This window comes from Rothia aeria, from assembly GCF_016726365.1.
Taxonomy (GTDB): Bacteria; Actinomycetota; Actinomycetes; order Actinomycetales; family Micrococcaceae; genus Rothia; species Rothia aeria.
The window spans coordinates 811,158-831,346 of sequence record NZ_CP068102.1 but is presented as its reverse complement, the minus strand read 5'-3'; the positions used below and the strand labels follow the sequence as shown (position 1 = coordinate 831,346).

The following is a 20,189-nucleotide window of genomic DNA, read 5'->3' as shown; positions in this document are numbered from 1 at the left end:
TTCACCCCCGGAAGCTATATGAAAAGTGATATATCGGTGTTAGTGAAAGGTTACCACGAAAAGGTTTTAATATTCGGGGGTATAGGCCGAAAAATACTGTTATATCCGCGACTTTTTATGTGCTTACCTGAAAAGCACACCGCATCCAGCATAAACCTGGGAATATGTCTAAAAGTTGCTGAGTGCCGCTGCGCACACCCCTTAACCCACGTCAAATACCGCTTAGTCGCCCCGTGCTGGTACTAAAATAATGGGAGGCCCTATAGCCGGGCCCTCTGCACGCGCCAGTACGTAGATACTCATCACATCAAGGTAGAAGGAGCCACAGTGAAACTAACCGGCCTGAGCAGGACGCTCTTGGGGTACCCCTCCTACCGGAACGTAGTTGCCGCCGCGCAGCTGCCCGCTACCGAACGCAGCGCCCAGACCCTCATCGGGGCGGTTCCAGGGCTGCACGCCCCGCTCATCGCAGACATTGCCGCCGCAATCCGTAACTCCACCCGCCGCGAGGGAGCCGGCAAAGAGCCCCTGACTCTCGTTATTACCCCCACCGAGCGGCAAGCCGAAGATACTGCCCACGCCCTCGGCGCCTATCTGCCCGATAACGACATCGCGCTCCTGCCCGCCTGGGAAACTCTGCCCCATGAGCGGCTCTCACCCCGCAGCGACACCGTCGGCCGCCGTCTCGGCGTACTGCGCGCCATCACACAGGCAGGGGAACGCACCCCGCTCGTGCTTGTTGCACCTGTACGCGCCGTGATCCAACCCATCGTGGCAGGCATCGAAAAACTGGTGCCCGTCACCCTCACCAGGGGTGAAGAATACTCCTTCAAAGAAGTCATTAAAGGCCTCACCAACGCCGCCTACTCGCGCGTAGACCTTGTGGCTAAACGCGGTGAATACGCGGTACGCGGCGGCATCATTGACGTCTTCTCACCCACCGCAACCAATCCGGTGCGCCTGGAATTCTTCGGTGACGAACTTGATGAGATCCGCTACTTCTCAGCCGCCGATCAGCGCACGCTCACCGGCGAAGGCTCCCAGCCCGACCGCCTCACCCTGCCGCCCTGCCGGGAACTGCTCATCACCCCCGAGGTCATGAGCCGTGCCGCCCGCCTCGTCGGGGACTACCCGACCGCCTCCGCCATGCTCGAAAAAATTGCTGGAGGCATCTACGTTGAAGGCATGGAATCCCTCACCCCACTACTGGTTGAGCGCATGAACACGCTCATCTCTCTCCTCCCGAGCGGTTCACTGGCGTTGAGTGTAGAACCTGAACGAATCGCCGCCCGGGCAGAAGACCTCGTAGCAACCAACGAAGAATTTCTCACCGCCGCATGGGACACCGCCGCTGAAGAGAACTCAGCAGCCCCCATCGACCTTGGGCAGCTGCGCATGAGTGAGGCAGGGTTCCACACCATCACCGCCACCCGCACAGAAGCACTCGATGCGGGCATCGGCTGGTGGGAAATCACCGAACTGATCGCCAACGCCGAGCTTGCCGCACCCGTACCGGATGACCCTGCGGAAACCGATACTGCAACCGAAAAAACGAGCGCTCATTGTGCGCTCGCAGACGCCGTAGCGGATGGGGTAGACACCCTGGTGGTGCGCGCATCTGCGGCTGCATCGTTTACCGGCTCGGTGCAGCGGATGCTTGAAGAAGTAGGGGCACTGGTCAAAGACGGCTGGCGGGTGCTGGCGCTCACCAACGGGCGGGGCTCCACCGATCGGCTTATTGAGCTCTTTAACGATAGTGAAGTGCCAGCATCACGCCGCGATACCCTGGATAAGGGAATTGAACCCGGCATTATTGAGGTGTGTGAGGCCCCTGCGTCTGCCGGGTTCCTGCTGTCTCAGGAACAGTTGGCGGTCTTTACTGAAGGTGAAATCCTGGGCAGGCGCGGCACCTACGCCCCGCGCGGAGTAACTGGTTCAAAACTCAAAGCCCGCAGGCGCCGCAACGCGGTAGACCCACTCTCACTCACCCCGGGCGACTACGTGGTGCATGAACGGCACGGCATTGGACGGTTCATTGAGATGACCTCACGGCCAGTGGCGGGGGTAAAACCCGCCGCCGGGCAGAACGTGCCCATGCGCGAATACCTGGTGCTGGAATATGCCCCCTCCAAACGTGGAGGAGCCCCCGACAGGCTGTTCGTGCCCTCCGAACAGCTGGATATGATCTCACACTATGTGGGCAGTGAAAAACCCACCCTGTCGAAGATGGGCGGCAGCGACTGGGCGAAAACAAAAAGCCGCGCGCGCAAGGCCGTCAAAGAAATCGCAGCCGACCTGATTAAACTGTACTCGGCACGGCAGGCCTCGCGCGGGCACGCCTTCACCGAAGACACCCCGTGGCAGCGGGAACTGGAAGAATCATTCCCCTACAACGAAACCCCCGACCAGCTGAACGCCATCTACGAAGTAAAAGCCGACATGGAGAAAGAACTCCCCATGGACCGGCTAATCTCCGGCGACGTTGGGTTCGGTAAGACCGAGGTGGCGGTGCGTGCCGCTTTTAAAGCGGTACAGGACGGTAAACAGGTGGCGGTGCTGGTTCCCACCACACTCCTGGCACAACAGCACTACGAGACATTCACCGAACGGTTCTCTGGTTTCCCGATCAAAATTAAAGTGCTCTCACGTTTCCAGAAACCGAAGGAATCACGCCAGATCACCGAAGAAATAGCCTCCGGCGCGGTGGATGTGGTGATTGGTACCCACCGTATCCTCTCGGAGAGCATCAGCTTTAAGGACCTGGGCCTGGTCATTATTGATGAAGAACAGCGTTTCGGGGTGGAGCATAAAGAGAAACTGAAACAGATGCGCACGAATGTGGATGTGCTGGCAATGAGCGCCACCCCCATTCCGCGGACCCTAGAGATGTCGCTGACGGGTATTCGGGAGACCTCGACTCTGGCAACGGCCCCGGAGGAGCGGCACCCGGTACTCACCTTTGTGGGGGGCCGCACCGACGCGCAGATTACCGCCGCTATCCGCCGGGAACTGATGCGTGAGGGGCAGGTGTTCTTCGTCCACAACCGGGTGGCAAACATTGATAATGTGGCTGCCGAACTCGCCAAACTAGTGCCGGAGGCGCGCATCGCCACCGCTCACGGGCGCATGAGTGAGGCCCGGCTGGAGCAGATTATTGTAGATTTTTGGGAACGCCGCTTCGATGTGCTGGTATGCACCACAATCGTCGAGACAGGCCTGGATATTTCGAACGCAAACACCCTCATTGTTGATAACGCCCAGAATTACGGGCTGAGCCAGCTGCACCAGCTGCGTGGGCGTGTGGGGCGAGGGCGTGAACGCGCCTACGCCTATTTCCTGTACCCGCCGGGTAAGCCGTTGGGGGAGGTCGCGCTGGAGCGCCTGAAAGCGGTGGCAACCCATAACGAGCTAGGCGCGGGTTTGCAGCTGGCCATGAAAGACCTTGAAATTCGCGGTGCGGGGAACCTTCTTGGCGGGGAGCAGTCTGGACATATCGCCGGTGTGGGGTTTGACTTGTACCTGCGCCTCGTGGGGGAAGCCGTGGCAGACTTCAGGGGAGAGAAAGACGAGCGTGACGTTGAAGTGAAGGTGGACCTTCCGGTAAACGCACACATCCCGCACTCCTATATTGATGCTGAGCGGCTACGGCTGCAGGCATACCGGCAGATTGCTGCTGCCGACACCGAGCAGAAAATGGCTGAAGCCCGCGAAGAGCTCACCGACCGTTACGGTGAGCTGCCCGAGCCGGTGCAGAACCTCTTAGCCGTGACGGCGCTGCGCCAGCGTGCGCGTGCGGCAGGTATTCGGGAGATCGTGGTGATGGGCCCGAAGGTGCGCGTAGTAACCGACGAGCAGCTGCCGGATTCGCGGCAGATGCGGCTGGGGCGCGTGTACCCGGGATCCTCGCACACCCAGCCGAAAGGACTGCAGACGTGGCTGACCCTGCTGCCGCGCCCAAAGAGCAGCCCAGTTGGCGGCATAGAACTGGTAGACGCGGCGATGCTTGAATGGTGTCAGCAGCTGATCGACACGATTTTCGCGGACGTACCGGGTGCATCACGCTCCGCACCGGAGTAGGGTAAAAGAAACGGGCTGTGCTGGCAGCGCCCACCCGCGTGGCGGTGCGCAGACATAGCTGACAATGCGTAGAAAGAGGTAGTGATGATTCCGTTATCTCGCCGGGTACTCACCCCGCGCACCCCCGGCGGCTGGGCACTGTTTATGGGGCGTATCGCTGCCGCTGTGCTGCTGGTACTGGTGACGTTGGGTGCGTGCGTGTGGGCTTTCTTCGGGCAGGACGCCTTCATGGCGTACCTGGCAGTAGCGGTTTTTGCTTTAATTGCCGCCGGGTGCGGTACCTACGCGGCGGTATTCTTCCTCGCCCACCGCACCAAGGTGCGGAAAGGAGAATACGGCATGAGCGGCCCAGTACAGTTCCGGCGGGGTAGGTAGTTGGGTCAGCTCTCCCGCTAAAGAATATGTTTGAGATAACAATAAAGGGCGGGCAGCTGTGGGAACCCCCAGCAGCTGCCCGCCCCATAAGACCCTCAGAGGCTACGCATAGTAATGCGAGAGCCTGGCGGTGTAAAAGGAGCTAGTCCTGAACCTTGTTCACGTCTTTAATGACGCGGGTGGTCTTTGACGGCAACACGTGAAAAACAAGCCCGAAAAACAGCCCGTAGCACACTAGTGCACCGGCATACCAGAACCAGCCGTCATGTTCGCTAAGAATACCCAAGCCATCCGGGTAGGTGCCCAGCAGGTAGAGACCCAGCAGCAAGAACACGAAACACCCGATGAAAAGGACCGCGTTTTCAAGATGTTTACCCTGCCCCGAATAGGTATGCACAGTTTTTTTCTCAGACATTATCTTCCTTATAGTTGGCGGTTAGCACCGACCGCTGGTGTGTGCTTAAGGATTTCCTGCCTCCAAGTATAGTTCGGTGCACCGACAAATGCACGGCCATATCGGTGCTGCCCTTGTGAATGTGGGAAGTTACGGCACATTGTGTGAGCTTTTCCGCTTGAGTCTGCCAGGGATATAGCTCACAATGAAAGTGTGACTTCATCAGTAAATTACGCATCGCAGCGAATCGTGATACTCGGCGCGGGACCAGGTGGCTACGAGGCCGCCCAAGTCGCGGCATCTTCCGGAGCAGACGTAACCCTCATTGAGCGGAATTCCATCGGTGGCTCCGCAGTCCTTACCGACGTCGTACCCTCAAAAACTCTCATTGCCACCGCAGATATGATGACCCGCTTCTCAGACGCCGGGCGTCTAGGCATTGAAAACACCAAAGGCAAAGCCCCCATTCTGCAAGTGGACATGAAACGGCTCAACGCCCGAGTCCTTGAGCTGGCCCAGCAGCAATCCGCCGATATTAAACGGGCACTCTCGGCGGCGGGTGTAAAAATTGTGCAGGGCACCGGGAAGCTCCTTGACAGGCACACCGTTGAAGTGACCGACGAGGCGGGCCTGACCTACAACCTGCACGCCGACTTCATCCTCCTCTCTGTCGGTACGCACCCGCGCGAAATGGCGACTGGGCGTCCCGACGGGGAACGTATCCTCACCTGGACGCAGCTATATAACCTGCAAGAAGTCCCGAAAGAACTCATCGTTATTGGCTCTGGTGTGACCGGTGCCGAATTCGCCTCCGCCTACGAAGGGCTGGGGTCGCAGGTCACCCTCATCTCATCCCGTGATAGGGTGCTGCCCGGCGAGGATGAAGACGCCGCCCGTGTGCTGGAGGACGTTTTCGAGCGGCGCGGGGTGCAGGTGATGCCGCGCTCGCGCGCAAGCGCTGTGGAACGCAGCGAGGATGGGGTGGTTGTCACCCTCTCGGACGGGCGTAAAGTGGCCGGAACCCACTGCCTTGTCGCTATCGGGTCTATCCCCAACACGGAAGGGCTTGGGCTAGATGCCGCCGGTGTTGAAGTGAGCGACTCCGGGCATGTGGTGGTTGATGGGGTGTCCCGCACCTGCGTCAACAATATTTACGCTGCGGGGGACTGCACAGGCGTGTACCCGCTCGCCTCGGTTGCTGCGATGCAGGGGCGCATCGCTATGGCGCACATTCTGGGGGATGCGGTCAAGCCGCTGCGCACCGACCGGGTGGCGGGCAATATTTTCACCACCCCCGAAATTGCCACCGTGGGTGTGAGCGAGAAAGACATTGAGGAGGGCCTGTACCGGGGTGACACGGTGATGCTTTCTCTCACTACCAATCCGCGCGCTAAGATGATGGCGGTCAGTGACGGGTTCGTGAAGGTTTTCGCGCGTAAACACTCAGGCACTGTTATCGGTGGGGTAGTGGTGGGCCCGCGTGCCTCCGAACTGATTTTCCCGATCTCGCTGGCTGTGGAAAAGAAACTAACGGTGGACGATCTGGCTGAGACATTCACCGTGTACCCCTCCCTATCCGGGTCGGTGTCTGAGGCGGCACGTAAACTGCACACCCGTGGTTAGCTCTGTAACAGCTGCGACCGTTTAACGGTTTAGGGGCACGGCTCTCATGCAAGAGCCGTGCCCCTAAACTGTGGGGAGAGCCGTTATTTCTTGGAACCCACCGCGTTCATATCAACGTCGCGGGTCTCGTGGGTGAGCAGAATGAAGACGACGCTCAACGCCGAAGCTACTGCCAGGTAAACCCCAACGGCGCCCACGCCGCCGAGCTGGTTCAGCCATACCGCCACGAACGGGGTAAGCGCCGCACCCAGAATAGATGCCATATTGTAGGCAATCCCGCTGGCAGTGTACCGCACGTTGGTGGGGTACAGCTCAGGCAGGTAAGCGCTCATCGAACCGAACGAGAGGCCCATTAGGCACATGCCGATAAACATGAACACGGTGACCGCAGTAGTATTAGCTGATGCCCCGGTGCCCACCACAGAAGGGGCGATCATGAGTGTGAACATGCACCCGAAAAGCGCCATGCCGATCGTGGTCCACAGCTGCTGCTGGCGGCGTCCGAACCTATCAGCCAACCAGCCCGAGAGCGGAATGAAAAGGGCGAAACCGGTAATGGAGATCAGCTGAATAACCAGGAAATCACGGTACGCGATCCCCAGGCCGCCGTTTTCGACCTTGCCGATACCGTATGAGAGGATCCAGGCGGTCATCAGGTAGAACAGCACATAGCAGGCCACCATAATGAAGGTGCCTTGGATCATGGGCCACCAGGCCACCTTGAACGCCTCAACCAGGGGCGCCTTCACTTTCTCATCGTTCTCCACGGCCTTAGCGAACACGGGGGTCTCTTCAAGCTTGAACCGCACATACAGGCCCACTGCGACCATCACGATGGAGAGCAAGAACGGGATACGCCAGCCCCACACCAAAAAGGGGTGGTTCAGGTTTTTGCCGTCCACAGTGGAGTTGAACGTGATCCAGCTGGTCAGCAGCAGCATGAACCCATTGGCGAAAACAAAGCCGATAGGTGCACCCAGCTGGGGCCACATGGCGGCGCGGGCTCGTTTGCCTTCCTCCGCGTACTCGCTGGCGAGCAGGGCAGCACCCGACCATTCACCGCCCAGCCCAAGGCCCTGGCAGAAGCGCATAATCGTCAGCATTGTTGGCGCCCACAACCCGATCTGGTGGTAGGTGGGGAGCAGCCCAATGAGGAAGGTTGCCAGACCCATCGTCAGCAGTGCGCCCACGAGAGTTGCTTTACGGCCGATCTTATCGCCGAAATGCCCGAAAACAACCGACCCGAGAGGCCGGGCGATGAAGGCAACACCGAAAGTGGCGAATGAGGCCAAAAGCTCGGTAGTGGGGTCTTTCGAGGCGAAAAACAGTGCCGGGAACACCGCGACTGCGGCGGTCGCATAAATATAAAAATCGTAGAACTCGATAGTGGTGCCCACCAGGGACGCCAAAATAACGCGACTGCGTGGTGTAGCGTTAGCTAACGAGGTGGTATCCGGTGTCCTTTTGACGGGTTCGCCGGAGGCAGCGTGTGCTTGCGCGCTCAAAGCTGTACTCCTTAGTACTGTGAACGAGCCACACCCGATACTGCGGGTGTGTGATAAACTCAACTTTTTACTGTACGCCTGTGGTGGTTACCTTGGCTAGGCGCGACCAGTATTCGGACCATCACACCGGCCTGCTGGTGGCGGTGGTACTGCCCACAGCACATAAATAGCCGGTGCGGCCGCCCCAGGGGGGCAGCCGCACCGGCTGAGAAAATGTGGTTATTGCCCGAGGCAGCCGTTACTTAATGGTTGCCAGCACCTGACCGGCAGTGACCGTGTCCCCAGCCTTCAAGGAGAGGCCCGATACCTTACCCGCCTTATGCGCGGTAATCGGCTGCTCCATCTTCATGGCCTCAAGCACCAGCACCAAATCACCCTCAGCGACAGTATCCCCATCAGCCACGGCAACCTTCACGATCGTGCCCTGCATGGGGCTGCTCAGGTCATTACCGCCAGCTGCGCCACCTGCACGCGAGGAACGGGATTTACGCGGCTTCGTGGAAGTCTTCGCAGCAGACTTACCGGATGCGGCCCCCAGATCGGGCAGCACAACCTCCAGCCGTTTGCCGTTCACCTCTACCACCACGCTCTGGCGCTGTGCCTCATCATCCACATTGCCGGGGGCGCCCTCATAGGGTTCAATGGTGTTCTTAAAGTCGGTCTCAATCCAGCGGGTATGAACCGTGAAATCACCGCCCGGGGCGGGGGCGTAAGCGGGGTCATCCAACACTACGCGGTGGAACGGAACCACTGTGGGCATCCCCTCAATCTGCAGTTCCTGCAGAGCGCGGCGGGCACGCTCAATCGCCTGTTCACGGTCTGCGCCGGTGACAATCAGCTTAGCGAGCATCGAATCGAAGTTGCCGCCAATCACATCCCCCTCGACAAATCCCGAATCCCAGCGCACACCGGGGCCGGAGGGCACCCGCAGCTTCTCTATAGTGCCGGGGGCGGGCATGAACGAGCGGCCCGCGTCCTCACCGTTAATACGGAACTCAATCGAATGTCCGCGCAGCTGCGGGCTGTCGGGGCTGATCTGCTCACCGCGGGCAATACGGAACTGCTCACGCACCAGATCAATACCGGCGACCTCCTCGGAGACCGGGTGCTCAACCTGCAGACGCGTATTCACCTCCAGGAACGAGATGGTGCCGTCCGGGGCGAGCAAAAACTCGCAGGTGCCCGCGCCCTGGTAGCCAGCTTCGGTGAGGATCGCGCGGGATGCCTCATACAACCGTTGTGTCTGCTCCTCACTCAAGAACGGGGCGGGAGCCTCCTCAATGAGTTTCTGGTTGCGGCGCTGAAGCGAACAATCGCGGGTAGAAACCACCTGGACGTTTCCGTGGGCATCCGCCAAACACTGGGTCTCAACGTGGCGCGGGGAATCCAAGAAACGTTCAATAAAGCACTCGCCGCGGCCATAGGCAGCAACCGCCTCACGTACCGCCGACTCATACAGCTCGATCACGTCGTTACGATCACGCACCACCTTAATGCCGCGCCCGCCGCCGCCGAAAGCTGCTTTAATGGCGATGGGCAGGCCGAACTCGTCCGCGAATTTCAGCACCTCATCAGCGGATTCCACCGGATCTTTTGTGCCGGGCACTAGCGGCGCCCCTACTTTCTGCGCAATATGGCGTGCGGCTACTTTATCGCCGAGCTGCGTGATTGATTCGGGGGAAGGGCCAATCCAGGTTAGCCCCGCATCAATAACCATCTGGGCGAACTGCGCATTTTCAGAGAGAAAACCGTACCCCGGGTGCACCGCATCCGCGCCGGCACGGATCGCAATCTCAAGAACTTTCTCCATGACCAGGTACGAGGTGCCCGCTGTAGCGCCGTTAAGGGCGTACGCCTCATCGGCAAGTTTCACATGCTGGGCGTCACGATCAGGCTCGGCGTAGATGGCGACGGTCTCTATGCCCTCGTCGCGGGCGGCACGGATCACTCGCACCGCAATCTCTCCGCGGTTGGCAATCAGGACTTTGCTGACCGGGCCCGTGTGGCGATTTGGTACCGCCGTAAATTTCTTCTTATCGTCTGCCGGATTAGTGGTCATGGGGGTGAGCTTCTCCTTATTTATCCTGCCGAAAGCATAGCGAGAAACGGCTGGGATAGCGAATATATTGTGCGCCTTGACGCGAAAAACGTTAGAAAATCATGGAGTGAAAGGAACACGGGCACAGGTGCCTACCCCGCAGGTTCGGCCCAGAGGGCGCTCAGCGGTACCCCAAGCCGAGAGAGCATGTCTTTGAGCGCGTTCACTGACAGGCCGATCACCGCATGCGGTTCACCGTAGACACCGCGAATAAACGCCGCCCCGTAGCCGTCTAAAGTGAATGAGCCTGCTACCTGTAACGGCTCACCGGTAGCCACATAGTCCTCAATCTCCTGCTCGCTCATCTGCGCAAAATGTACTCGTGCGCTGCGAAGCTCAGATTCGTGGGGGATCATACACGCCTCACACGGGTCGGCGTCTTCAGGGGCGGGCCGCAGATCCACTAGATAATGCCCGGTGTGTAAAGTTCCCATTTTGCCGCTCATCGCCGTAATCCGTTCACGCGCCTTCTGCGGGGTGTACGGTTTACCGTAGGCGGTGCCCTCGAACTCGAACACTGAATCGCACCCCAACACCAGTGCATCCACAACGCCTTCGTCTTCTAACTCGTGCGCAACAGCCCGCGCTTTTGCTTGGGCCAGCAGCTGCGCAGCCTGCGCCGGGGTGTGCTGGTCCCCATCGGTTTTTGTGGCGCGGACAAGAACCGCGTCCTCATCGACATGGGAGACGCGTACCTCAAAGACAATACCGGAGTCTTCTAGAAGCTTTTTGCGGGCCGGAGAAGCCGAAGCCAAAACCAGGCGTGGGGTGCATGCCTTAGCAGCGGAAGCATCGAGTGGTGCGGAAGTCATACCCACCATTCTAGCCGTCTGCTCCGTACCGCCCTAAAACGGGTTACCGCATGCGTGCTGGGTTCGGCTGGGAGGCAACGAACAATGCCGCTAAAACTAAGGGGTGGGCTCACACACATTTTCAGTTTGACCCCGTAGGATGGAGACAGACACAGACTTTGAAAGGCCCCAATATGTCATCATTATCTGAACCTATTGGCCGCCTCTACCTGCGGCCTATGCACCCGCGAACTCCGGGGGATAAAGCGCGCGCGGCATCAGCCGTGGAGCTTTTTTCAGACCTAGTTTTTGCCACCGCAATCCTGTTCGCCGGTTCACAAATACACCATGTGCTTGGGCAGGGTAACTTCGGCCATGGTGCGGTCAGCTATCTGCTGGTTATGTTCTTCATCTGGTGGACGTGGGTGAATTTCGCGTGGCTGTCCTCATCGTTTGAGGTTGACGACTGGCTCTACCGTTCCCTAGCCGCCATCCAGATGCTCGGTGTGCTGGTGGTCGCCGGGGGAGTGGAGCAGACCTTTGGGGGCACCGTCAATGTGGCCCTCATCGGCTATATCACCATACGCGCGGCACAGATTGGCCAGTGGGCGCGGGCCTCCCGGTGCGGCGGGCCGGCCGGCCGTGCGGCGCTTATCTACGCAGTGGGTATTGCCGTGCTGGCGGTGCTGTGGGTTGTGTGCGCACTGTGGGTTCCATTCTTAGCGCTTCCCCTGGTTGTTGGGGAACTGGCTGTGCCCATTATTGCCGAACGTATTGGGCACACCCCCTGGCATGCGCCGCATATTACCGAACGGTACGGGCTGCTGACCCTCATCGTATTGGGTGGCTCGCTCAGGGCCGCAGCTATCGCGGTCTCCCGTGCTCTGGGTGATCATGTGCCGGCACTCTTCGGGGTCGCGGTTCTATCGGTGCTGGTGGCCGGGGGTATGTGGTGGATCTATTTCTGGGCACCCCACCGGGATGTGATAAACCCCAAACGCTACCTTTCCCCGCTCAAATACGGGTACCTGCACTATTTCATATTCACTGCGGCGGGTGCTTTTGCTGCGGCCGTTGAGGTAATTATTGACCTATTGGCGCACGATAACTACCTGATGGAACATCAGGCGGGTCTGACCCTGTCTATTCCTGTGGGGGTTTTTGTGGTGGCGGCCTGGCTTGCGGTGCTTCGGGAACACGCGCCGCTTCCAGTGAGTATTTCCCTGCCTGTGGCCGGTGTGCTCATTGTGCTTGAGGGGTTTCTGCCGTTCCCGTTCATCTTTATTGCCCTGACCGTGGTGATGCTTGTGACTCTGCTGGTGCTCTACCAGCCGGTTCCCTCGCGCGCCACCGAAGACCATAAAAGTGTTGAGGACACCGCCGACGTCAGCTGATGCGGCGGCCATTAATGTGTGAGATAAACATTCATCCCGCCCCGTAACTACACGGGGCGGGACGAGTTATCTAGGGGGCTTTTTAGGCTCCGGTTGGCTGCTGTGAAGCAGCGGAAGGAACCGGTTCGGTGTGGACGGCGTCCACCAGCGCTTGGTCGACGAACCCGTCAGCGCCGCGCGGGGCGTTATAAAGCTGCTCGTTCAGAATGCCCTCACGTTTAGAGACAATCGCGGGAACCAGGGCCTGCCCGGCCACGTTCAGAGCGGTACGTCCCATATCAATAATCGGGTCAATCGCCAGCAGCAGGCCCACCCCGTCAAGGGGAAGACCCACAGTCGAAAGGGTCAGAGTGAGCATCACGATAGCGCCCGTCGTACCTGCCGTAGCGGCAGAACCCAACACCGACACCAGAATAATCAGCAGATACTGCGAAATATCCAGGTGCACTCCGTAGAATTGCGCCACAAAAATAGCCGCCAGCGCGGGGTAGACGGAGGCACATCCATCCATTTTGGTGGTAGAACCCAGCGGCACCGCGAAGGATGCGTATGCACGCGGCACGCCGAGGTTACGTTCGGTAACGGCCTCAGTCATGGGCATAGTGCCCATCGAAGACCGCGATACAAAACCAAGCTGCACTGCGGGCCATACGCCCGAGAAATACTGTTTCACAGAGAGCCCGTTGAACTTCACGATCAGGGGATACACCACCAGGAACACGAGGAGCAGACCCGCATACAGTGCCGCGATGAACTTCACCAGCGAGCCCATGGATGTCCAGCCGTAGGCATAGACGGCATGCCCGATCAGCCCGATCGTGCCCAGCGGAGCGAGGCGAATAATCCACCACAGCACCTTCTGAATAATGGCGAGCGCGCTCTTGACGATATCGATAAAAGGCTTAGCCGCATCGCCCACCTTCAGAGCCGCAATACCGATAGCCCCCGAAATCACGAGCATTTGGAGCACGTTAAAGGAAACCGAAGAAGTTATACCGGAGCCGGTGGTTTTCGTGGTGACCTCAAGCCCTAAGAAATTGGAGGGAATAATCCCGGTCAGAAATGCTGTCCATGACCCCCGGGTGCTGGTACTGCCCGAGGCGCTAACCTCTGCACCCACACCAGGCTGAACGAGCAGCCCCAGTACGATACCGATGGAGACCGCAAAAAATGCTGTAATAGCAAACCAGATAAGAGTCTTAACCGCTAAGCGCGCCGCATTCGTCACCTGCGAGAGATTCGAGATTGAGGCAACGACGGCGGTAAACACCAGCGGGATCACCGCAGCCTTAAGGAGAGTCACATAGGATGTGCCGATGGCGTCCAGAGTTGCCATGAGCCAGTTGGGGTTATTTTTCGCGTCGCCGCCAAGAGCTGTGGCGGCAAACCCTAACCCAATACCAATAAGGAGGGAAGCAATAATCTGGTTGCCAAAAGAGGCCGCCCAGGAGGGAAATCTAAATGTTCGTGTGTTAGCCATGGCGCTTACTGTAGACCTGTTGGGCGGGGCGGTCGAATTTAGATGACGAAGTATTGCGGTGATAAAGCTTCGAGTGGTCCTTCAGGCTCCCATTCTGCCTTGGTATGATGGGGTGTGCCCCCGTAAATCCGCGACTGTAGGGTGTATAGCCCTGAAGGAGACACCTCATGAGCAGTACCTCAGGTAACGAGAGTGCCGCCTCAAAACTAGCGAATACGGCTGGTGAGGCTGCTGCTAATATCCCCAGAACAGGTGTTAGCGGTAAACGGTGGCTGGCTATTCTGGGGGCGGGTGCCCTGATTGTCAGCGGCAGTGTGTTTGCCTATAACTCATTGCATAAAGAAGAAGAGGCGTTTACCGCTGACGGCGGTGAAGAGTTTGCGCAGGTTTGCCAAGACGCAAAAACTGGGCGTCGGGTTGAAGACTCCGAATGTGAGAAGGCAGGTGAAGCCGCTAACTCCAGTGACTCCTCATCCAGCTCGAATAGTAATAACAGCAGCCACAATAACAGCGGGTCAAACTCAAACTCTGGTACGCACAATAACCAGTCCCATGTCACCAACGCGTTCCTGTGGTACTACATTGGCAGTCAGGCTGGCCGGAACGCGAGTATTCCTGCAGTAGGGTCGTCGCTGACGGGCGGCAGCACCTCCCGCCCGTCGTCCGGCACGGTCTATAGCGGTGTATCTTCTAAGGGCGGCGGGTTTGAGTCGTCTTACCGCAGCGCCAAGAAGACCAGCACGGTCGCTGGCGGTAAGGTCACGTCCACCACTAGCGGCGGTAAGAGCAGCAGCGCAAAGTCTGGGTCGAACCCCGGTTCGCGTGTGGGCAGTAATAAGTCGGGCAGTAACTCCGGCGGCTCCAAGTCAGGAAGCAATTCCGGGTCCAAATCAGGTGGCTCTAAAGGCGGCTTTGGCGGAGGCTCCAAATCGGGCGGAGGTACCTCCGGCGGCTAGGACCCGGCCCCTGAGCAAACTCACCATTATCCCTTCATGAGCGAACGGACACCATGCGACGCGAAGAATTCCCTGCCCACCGCCCGGGGTGGGAACAGACGATTGATGAGGAAGGCCTCACCTACAGCATCGATTTCCCAGGCGACACCCATTACTGGAACGAGTACGCCGCCTACGTGTTCACCCCCGACGAGATGGACAGCATCAGGGTCCAGTCGGAACAGATACATAAGATGTGCCTGAACGCCGTAGAATACATGGCCTCCGGGGCATTCGGCACCCTGGGGCTACCCGAGCCTGCGTTTCAGCTGGCTATTGAGTCGTGGAACCAGCAGGACCCCGATTTTTACGGCAGGTTCGATTTCACGTACTCCGGTATCCCCGGGGACCCCCTGAAACTGCTCGAATACAATGCAGACACCCCCACCGGCATTATTGAGGCGGCTATCTGCCAGAAAACCTGGTATCAGCAGCAGCGTCTTGACGCGCAGGGCTACGGGCACTGGGGCGAGATAGGGGAGGCGTTTACCGAACGGTGGCGGCAGATCTTCGCGGCTGAGACCACCCCGCAGCTTCACCTTGCGCACGTGAACGAGAGTATTGACCCCTACCAGGAGGACTACAATAACGTGTGGCTTATCGCCCACGCCGCCCAGCTGGCCGGGGTTAAGACCAAGCTCATTCCCATTGACGAGATCATTTTTAATGAGGACACCAAATCGTGGTCTGACGCGGACGGTAAGCCCATTAATAACCTCTTTAAGCTGTACCCGTGGGAGGACCTGGTGACGGATTCGGAGTCCGGGTATGATAAGCTGCTCTTCGCCTACCACGGCTCGATCCGCCGCTGGGTTGAGCCAGCCTGGAAAATGTTCCTCTCAAATAAGCTGCTGCTGGCCGCCCTGTGGGAGATGTACCCCAACCACCCCAACCTGGTGCCCGCCTACGCCGGACGCTCAGGCGGGCTGACGAACTGGGTGCGTAAACCCATTTTTGGGCGTGAAGGCGACGGCATTGAAGTGCATGCCCCGGATCACGGCATTTTCTCCCGCGATGAGGAGGATGAGCATTTCATTCATGCCCCCGAGAGCGAGTTCGTGTACCAGCAGTACATTCCCGCGCCCCTGTATTCTGGCCTCATGCAGCCCACCAACCACCCGATGCTGGGTGTGTGGATGGTGAACGGGCGGGCCGTGGGCATGGGCATCCGCGAATCGGACGGGCCGGTCACCGACTACTACTGCCGTTTCGCCCCGCACCTCGTCAAAGAGTAGAGCAACGGTACGGGGCTGATGGTACAGGGCGCACCTCAAAGCTGCATATGCTGTGCGGTGCGCCCTGTGCTGTTTCGCTGGGTTTAGTCGTCTTCGTCGTCCTCTTCGTCATCGGCCATGACCTCGTCGCTGAGCGCGCGGCGGAGCGTATCGAGCCCCACCGAGCCGAGCATGAGCGCCCGTGTGTGGAACTCCCGCAGCGTATCGCCCTGAGCCAGCGCCGCCTGCCGCAGCTGCAGCCAGATACGCTCACCCACCTTATAGCTGGGCGCCTGACCGGGCCAGCCCAGGTAGCGGATGAACTCGAACCGGATAGTGCCTTCGGAGCCTTCCAGGTTCTGCACCAAAAACTCGTACCCCAGTTCGGGGGTCCACACGGTTCCCGGTTCAACACCCAGACGCGGTGCCCACTCATCGGGTACCGGCAGTTCACAGTGCACACCGATATCGAACACCACGCGGGCTGCGCGCATCCGCTGGGCGTCCAGCATCCCCATCCGGTCCCCGGGGTCCTGTAAGAAACCCAGCTCGTCCATGAGCCGCTCGGCGTATAGGGCCCAGCCTTCACCGTGGCCTGAGGTCCACATCATGCTTGCCCGCCACTTGTTCATAGTGTTCGCCATCGCCGTAGCCACTGAAATCTGCAGGTGGTGCCCCGGCACGCCCTCATGGTACACGGTGGATGTTTCACGCCAGGTGGCGAAGGTGTCATCCCCCTCCGGCACGGACCACCACATGCGGCCCGGGCGAGAAAAATCGGGGGAGGGCCCGGTGTAATAGATGCCGCCCTCGTGGGTGGGGGCGATTCGGCACTCAATGTTCAGCATCGGGCCGCCAATATCGAAATGGGTGCCCGCCAGCGCCTCAACGGCGGTATCAGCGTGGGTCTGCATCCACTCCTGCAGCGCCTCGGTGCCGTGCAGGGCCCGCACCGGGTCCATATCCAGCAGCTCTTTGGCACGTTCTATGCTGGCGCCCGGTTCGATCTCTGAGGCAACAGTGTGCTGTTCAGTAATAATCCGCTCCAGCTCCTGCACGCCCCAGGCGTATGTCTCATCCAGGTCGATACTAGCCCCCAGCGATTCACGCGAGTACAGGGTGTAGAGTTCCCGGCCCACCGCATCTTTGCTGGGGGCTTCGGGCAGCAGGGTGTCGCGCAGATATGTGATGAGGGCACGGTAACCATCCTTAGCGGCCTGGGCGCCTTCGCGGGCTTGCTCCGTGATAGCGGGTGCTGCGGCGGTGATCTCCGCGCCCAAAGCATCAAAGAACCCGCCGTCGGCAATGTACGCTTCGGCCTGCTCGATCACGATCTGCACCTGGCGGCGTGGGGAAACTTTGCCCTCCGCACGTGCCGCCTCAAGAGTCTGAATAAACCCGTCGATAGCGCCCGGAACGTTCGCTAAACGCCCGGCAATGTGCGCCCAGTCCCGCTCGTTCTCACGGCTCATAAGGTCGAATGAGGTACGGATCTGTTGGGGTGCACTGAAGAGATTATTCAGCTGCCATCGCCCCAACCCTGCACGACGCATTTGACGGGTAAGCGTGAGCCGCTCCTGCATGGCATCTAGAGTCACCAGGTCTGTGTCATCAATGGGGATGACCTTATCCAGCTTTTTCAGGGTTTTTTTGACGAGCTTCGCATATGCTTCTTCACCAGCGGGGGAATAGTCACCAAAGAGTGTTTCAACACCTGTACGGCCGTGCTCGGTGGCAAGAACTGGGTCTAAATCAAGGGATGCTTCATAGAATTCATTAGCGATGCGATCAACGTCGGTCTGCGCTCGCTTAATGCGATAGATAGCCGGAAGTTCGTCGTAGATAGTCATGGTCTAATCCTATCCCAGAATGTGTTTTCTGTCGCATTTAGCAGGCGTTGCATTTGGCAGTACTCAGGGCCGTACTCACCCGCCAGCGCCGAGTCTTACCCTCTAGAATATCCACTGGATACCCCGAAATACTCTGACATATGTCATGTACTGCTGCTGAAAATGGCCCGCACATCGGTACGAGGTTCATCTGGGAAGAGTCATTTAAGAAAGAACCGGGGCAAGCTCGAATCTGCTTACCGTACTGCCGCCAGAGCGCGTGCAACGATACAGGCTGAAGGGACGTTGCTGTTACATAGGCCGTGCCCGACGCCATGACCCCGGCCCCGGTTTAAGGGAGGCACCCAGCCACTGGCGGCGGTTAAGCAGGCGGGAAGCCGTAGCCAAAATCGGGTTCTGCTCCTGGGCGGATGCGCCCGCCTGCATTGCATACACCAAGGCGGTCAGCGCGGCGACTTCCTCATCTGTGGGGTTACCCTTTACGACCCGCAGCAGCGGTGCAGGGCTCTGCTGTGCAGCATCCTCAGCTTGCTGGTGCACAACCGGTGCCGCCGTACCGGCTGCCTCAGGCCCACCCGGTAGCCCCTGCTCGGTACTGCCCGCCGCCGCAGTTTCGGGTTCGGTGTTGGGGTTGGAAAGGGATGCGCCCTCCTCCTTTTTCTTACCGAACGAGAAGTAGCTCAACGGGTTATAGGCCGCCATGGGCCCTCCTTCATACAAGTCGTCACTTAATACCCGGCTTAGAAGGCACGGATCATCTCAAGCCGTACCAGTGCACAACACCTACAGCGGAATATTCCCGTGTTTCTTCGCGGGGGTGGCTGCGCGTTTATCGTGCAGCGCCCGCAGGGATGAAATAATGCGCACGCGCGTCTCGTGCGGGGCGATTACCTCATCCACGTACCCCAGCTCCGCAGCCTGGTACGGGTTCAGCACCTCAGCCTCATACTGCTCAATCAGTTCGGCGCGGTGCGCATCAACATCTTGGCCCGCCTCCGCTGCGGCCGCTAAATCTCGACGGTACAGAATGTTCACCGCGCCTTGGCCGCCCAGCACACCGATCTGGGCGGTGGGCCAGGCCAGGTTAATGTCGGCACCGAGCTTTTTAGAGCCCATCACAATGTACGCCCCACCGTACGCTTTACGGGTAATAACGGTCACCAGCGGCACGGTTGCTTCAGCATAGGCGTATAACAGTTTGGCGCCGCGGCGAATAATGCCGTTGAACTCCTGATCGGTGCCCGGCAGGAACCCAGGCACATCCACAAACGTCAGAATCGGCACGTTAAAGGCGTCGCAGTGACGCACAAACCGTGCCACCTTTTCGGAGGCGGCAATATCAAGGCACCCGGCAAACTGCATGGGCTGGTTTGCCACGATTCCCACGGTGCGCCCCTCAACGCGGGCGTACCCGATCATGGCGTTCGGGGCGTACAGTGCCTGCATCTCAAGGAAATGCCCGTTATCCACCACCGACTCGATAACAGCCCGCATATCGTAGGGCTGGTTTGCGGAGTCGGGGATGAGGGTATCTAAATCAAGGTCGTCCACGGTGACTGCCGGCTCTTGGTCGTGATCCAGCGGCAGCGCCTCAGATAGGTTATTTGACGGCAAAAACTCCAGTAGTTCCCGCACAAAGTCGAAGGCATCTTCCTCATCTTCGGCCAGGTAGGTGCTGGTACCGGTCACCGCATTATGCTGGCGGGCACCACCAAGAGTTTCCATATCCACCTGCTCACCGGTGACAGCTTTAATGACGTCCGGGCCGGTAATGAACATGTGCGATGACTTATCGACCATCACAATATAGTCGGTCAGGGCGGGGGAGTAAGCGGCACCGCCGGCACAAGGACCCATAATCACCGAGATCTGCGGAATCACCCCGGAGGAACGCACATTCATGCGGAAAATATCGGCAAACATTGCCAGCGACGCCACACCCTCCTGGATGCGTGCGCCGCCGCCGTCATTAATACCGATGACGGGGCACCCGTTCTTCAACGCGAACTTCTGCACCTTCACGATCTTCTCGCCGTTCACCTGCGAGAGGGAACCGCCGTACACCGTAAAATCCTGCGAGTACACGGCAACAAGCCGCCCATCAATAGTGCCGTAGCCCGAAACCAGGCCATCCCCCAGCGGCTTCTTCTTATCCATGCCGAAGGCGGTGGTGCGGTGCCGCGCCATTGCGTCAAACTCCACAAAAGATCCCTCGTCCAGAAGCATGTCAATACGCTCACGCGCCGTCTGCTTCCCGCGCGCATGCTGTTTTTCGACGGCTGCCTCACCGCCGGGGTTAATGGTCTGCTCGCGCCGGGCAAAGAAATCGGCGAGTTTACCGGATGTGGTGCTCAGGTCAAATTCCTGCTGAGTCTGCTCAGACATGTGTTCCT

At 59.1% G+C, this 20,189-nt stretch carries 14 protein-coding genes; 6 read left to right on the top strand and 8 right to left on the bottom strand.

What is annotated here, in order from left to right; genetic code table 11:
• The first annotated feature begins 327 nt into the window (after nt 1-327).
• Both mfd and I6I94_RS03465 read left to right on the top strand, forming a co-directional pair.
• Nucleotides 328-4,077, top strand: a complete 3,750-nt coding sequence (gene mfd, locus I6I94_RS03470; protein WP_201620878.1) for a transcription-repair coupling factor — start codon at nt 328-330, stop codon at nt 4,075-4,077.
• Between the two features lie 84 nt (nt 4,078-4,161).
• Nucleotides 4,162-4,452 (top strand): hypothetical protein, encoded by a 291-nt coding sequence (locus I6I94_RS03465; protein ID WP_006888179.1) that lies wholly within the window; start codon nt 4,162-4,164, stop codon nt 4,450-4,452.
• Between the two features lie 142 nt (nt 4,453-4,594).
• Here I6I94_RS03465 and I6I94_RS03460 read toward each other — a convergent pair whose 3' ends face one another.
• Nucleotides 4,595-4,867 carry a hypothetical protein gene (locus I6I94_RS03460; protein WP_006888093.1) on the bottom strand — a complete coding sequence of 91 codons (273 nt, stop codon included), beginning with the start codon at nt 4,865-4,867 and terminating at the stop codon, nt 4,595-4,597.
• Nucleotides 4,868-5,059: 192 nt separating this feature from the next.
• Here I6I94_RS03460 and I6I94_RS03455 point away from each other — a divergent pair, with 192 nt between their 5' ends.
• Nucleotides 5,060-6,469 (top strand): NAD(P)H-quinone dehydrogenase, encoded by a 1,410-nt coding sequence (locus I6I94_RS03455; RefSeq protein WP_201620877.1) that lies wholly within the window; start codon nt 5,060-5,062, stop codon nt 6,467-6,469.
• Between the two features lie 83 nt (nt 6,470-6,552).
• Here I6I94_RS03455 and I6I94_RS03450 read toward each other — a convergent pair whose 3' ends face one another.
• From I6I94_RS03450 to I6I94_RS03440, 3 genes are all read right to left on the bottom strand, one after another.
• Nucleotides 6,553-7,974, bottom strand: a complete 1,422-nt coding sequence (locus tag I6I94_RS03450; protein WP_037232751.1) for an MFS transporter — start codon at nt 7,972-7,974, stop codon at nt 6,553-6,555.
• A gap of 238 nt (nt 7,975-8,212) precedes the next feature.
• Complete coding sequence (locus tag I6I94_RS03445) at nt 8,213-10,033, bottom strand: acetyl/propionyl/methylcrotonyl-CoA carboxylase subunit alpha (RefSeq protein WP_094758237.1); 1,821 nt, start codon at nt 10,031-10,033, stop codon at nt 8,213-8,215.
• Between the two features lie 131 nt (nt 10,034-10,164).
• Nucleotides 10,165-10,893, bottom strand: coding sequence for a Maf family protein (locus I6I94_RS03440; RefSeq protein WP_201620876.1), 729 nt, complete (start codon nt 10,891-10,893; stop codon nt 10,165-10,167).
• 164 nt (nt 10,894-11,057) lie between these two features.
• Between I6I94_RS03440 and I6I94_RS03435 the strand changes: the two genes are divergently transcribed.
• Entirely contained in the window at nt 11,058-12,257 is a 1,200-nt protein-coding gene (locus I6I94_RS03435; protein ID WP_201620875.1) for a low temperature requirement protein A, read from the top strand.
• 82 nt (nt 12,258-12,339) lie between these two features.
• On the opposite strand, the gene I6I94_RS03430 is transcribed toward I6I94_RS03435, so the two are convergent.
• A complete protein-coding gene (locus tag I6I94_RS03430) occupies nt 12,340-13,737 on the bottom strand; it encodes a dicarboxylate/amino acid:cation symporter (RefSeq protein ID WP_128087562.1) in 1,398 nt (465 codons plus the stop codon).
• Nucleotides 13,738-13,904: 167 nt separating this feature from the next.
• Here I6I94_RS03430 and I6I94_RS03425 point away from each other — a divergent pair, with 167 nt between their 5' ends.
• Nucleotides 13,905-14,693, top strand: a complete 789-nt coding sequence (locus tag I6I94_RS03425; protein WP_128087563.1) for a hypothetical protein — start codon at nt 13,905-13,907, stop codon at nt 14,691-14,693.
• Between the two features lie 53 nt (nt 14,694-14,746).
• Complete coding sequence (locus I6I94_RS03420; RefSeq protein ID WP_128087564.1) at nt 14,747-15,967, top strand: glutathionylspermidine synthase family protein; 1,221 nt, start codon at nt 14,747-14,749, stop codon at nt 15,965-15,967.
• Between the two features lie 83 nt (nt 15,968-16,050).
• Here I6I94_RS03420 and I6I94_RS03415 read toward each other — a convergent pair whose 3' ends face one another.
• The 3 genes from I6I94_RS03415 to I6I94_RS03405 all read right to left on the bottom strand — a co-directional run bounded on the left by I6I94_RS03415 (nt 16,051) and on the right by I6I94_RS03405 (nt 20,181).
• Nucleotides 16,051-17,796, bottom strand: a complete 1,746-nt coding sequence (locus tag I6I94_RS03415) for a DUF885 domain-containing protein (RefSeq protein ID WP_201620874.1) — start codon at nt 17,794-17,796, stop codon at nt 16,051-16,053.
• Between the two features lie 291 nt (nt 17,797-18,087).
• Nucleotides 18,088-18,498 (bottom strand): acyl-CoA carboxylase subunit epsilon, encoded by a 411-nt coding sequence (locus I6I94_RS03410; RefSeq protein ID WP_201620873.1) that lies wholly within the window; start codon nt 18,496-18,498, stop codon nt 18,088-18,090.
• Between the two features lie 81 nt (nt 18,499-18,579).
• Nucleotides 18,580-20,181 (bottom strand): acyl-CoA carboxylase subunit beta, encoded by a 1,602-nt coding sequence (locus I6I94_RS03405; RefSeq protein ID WP_006888128.1) that lies wholly within the window; start codon nt 20,179-20,181, stop codon nt 18,580-18,582.
• Nucleotides 20,182-20,189 lie beyond the last annotated feature (8 nt).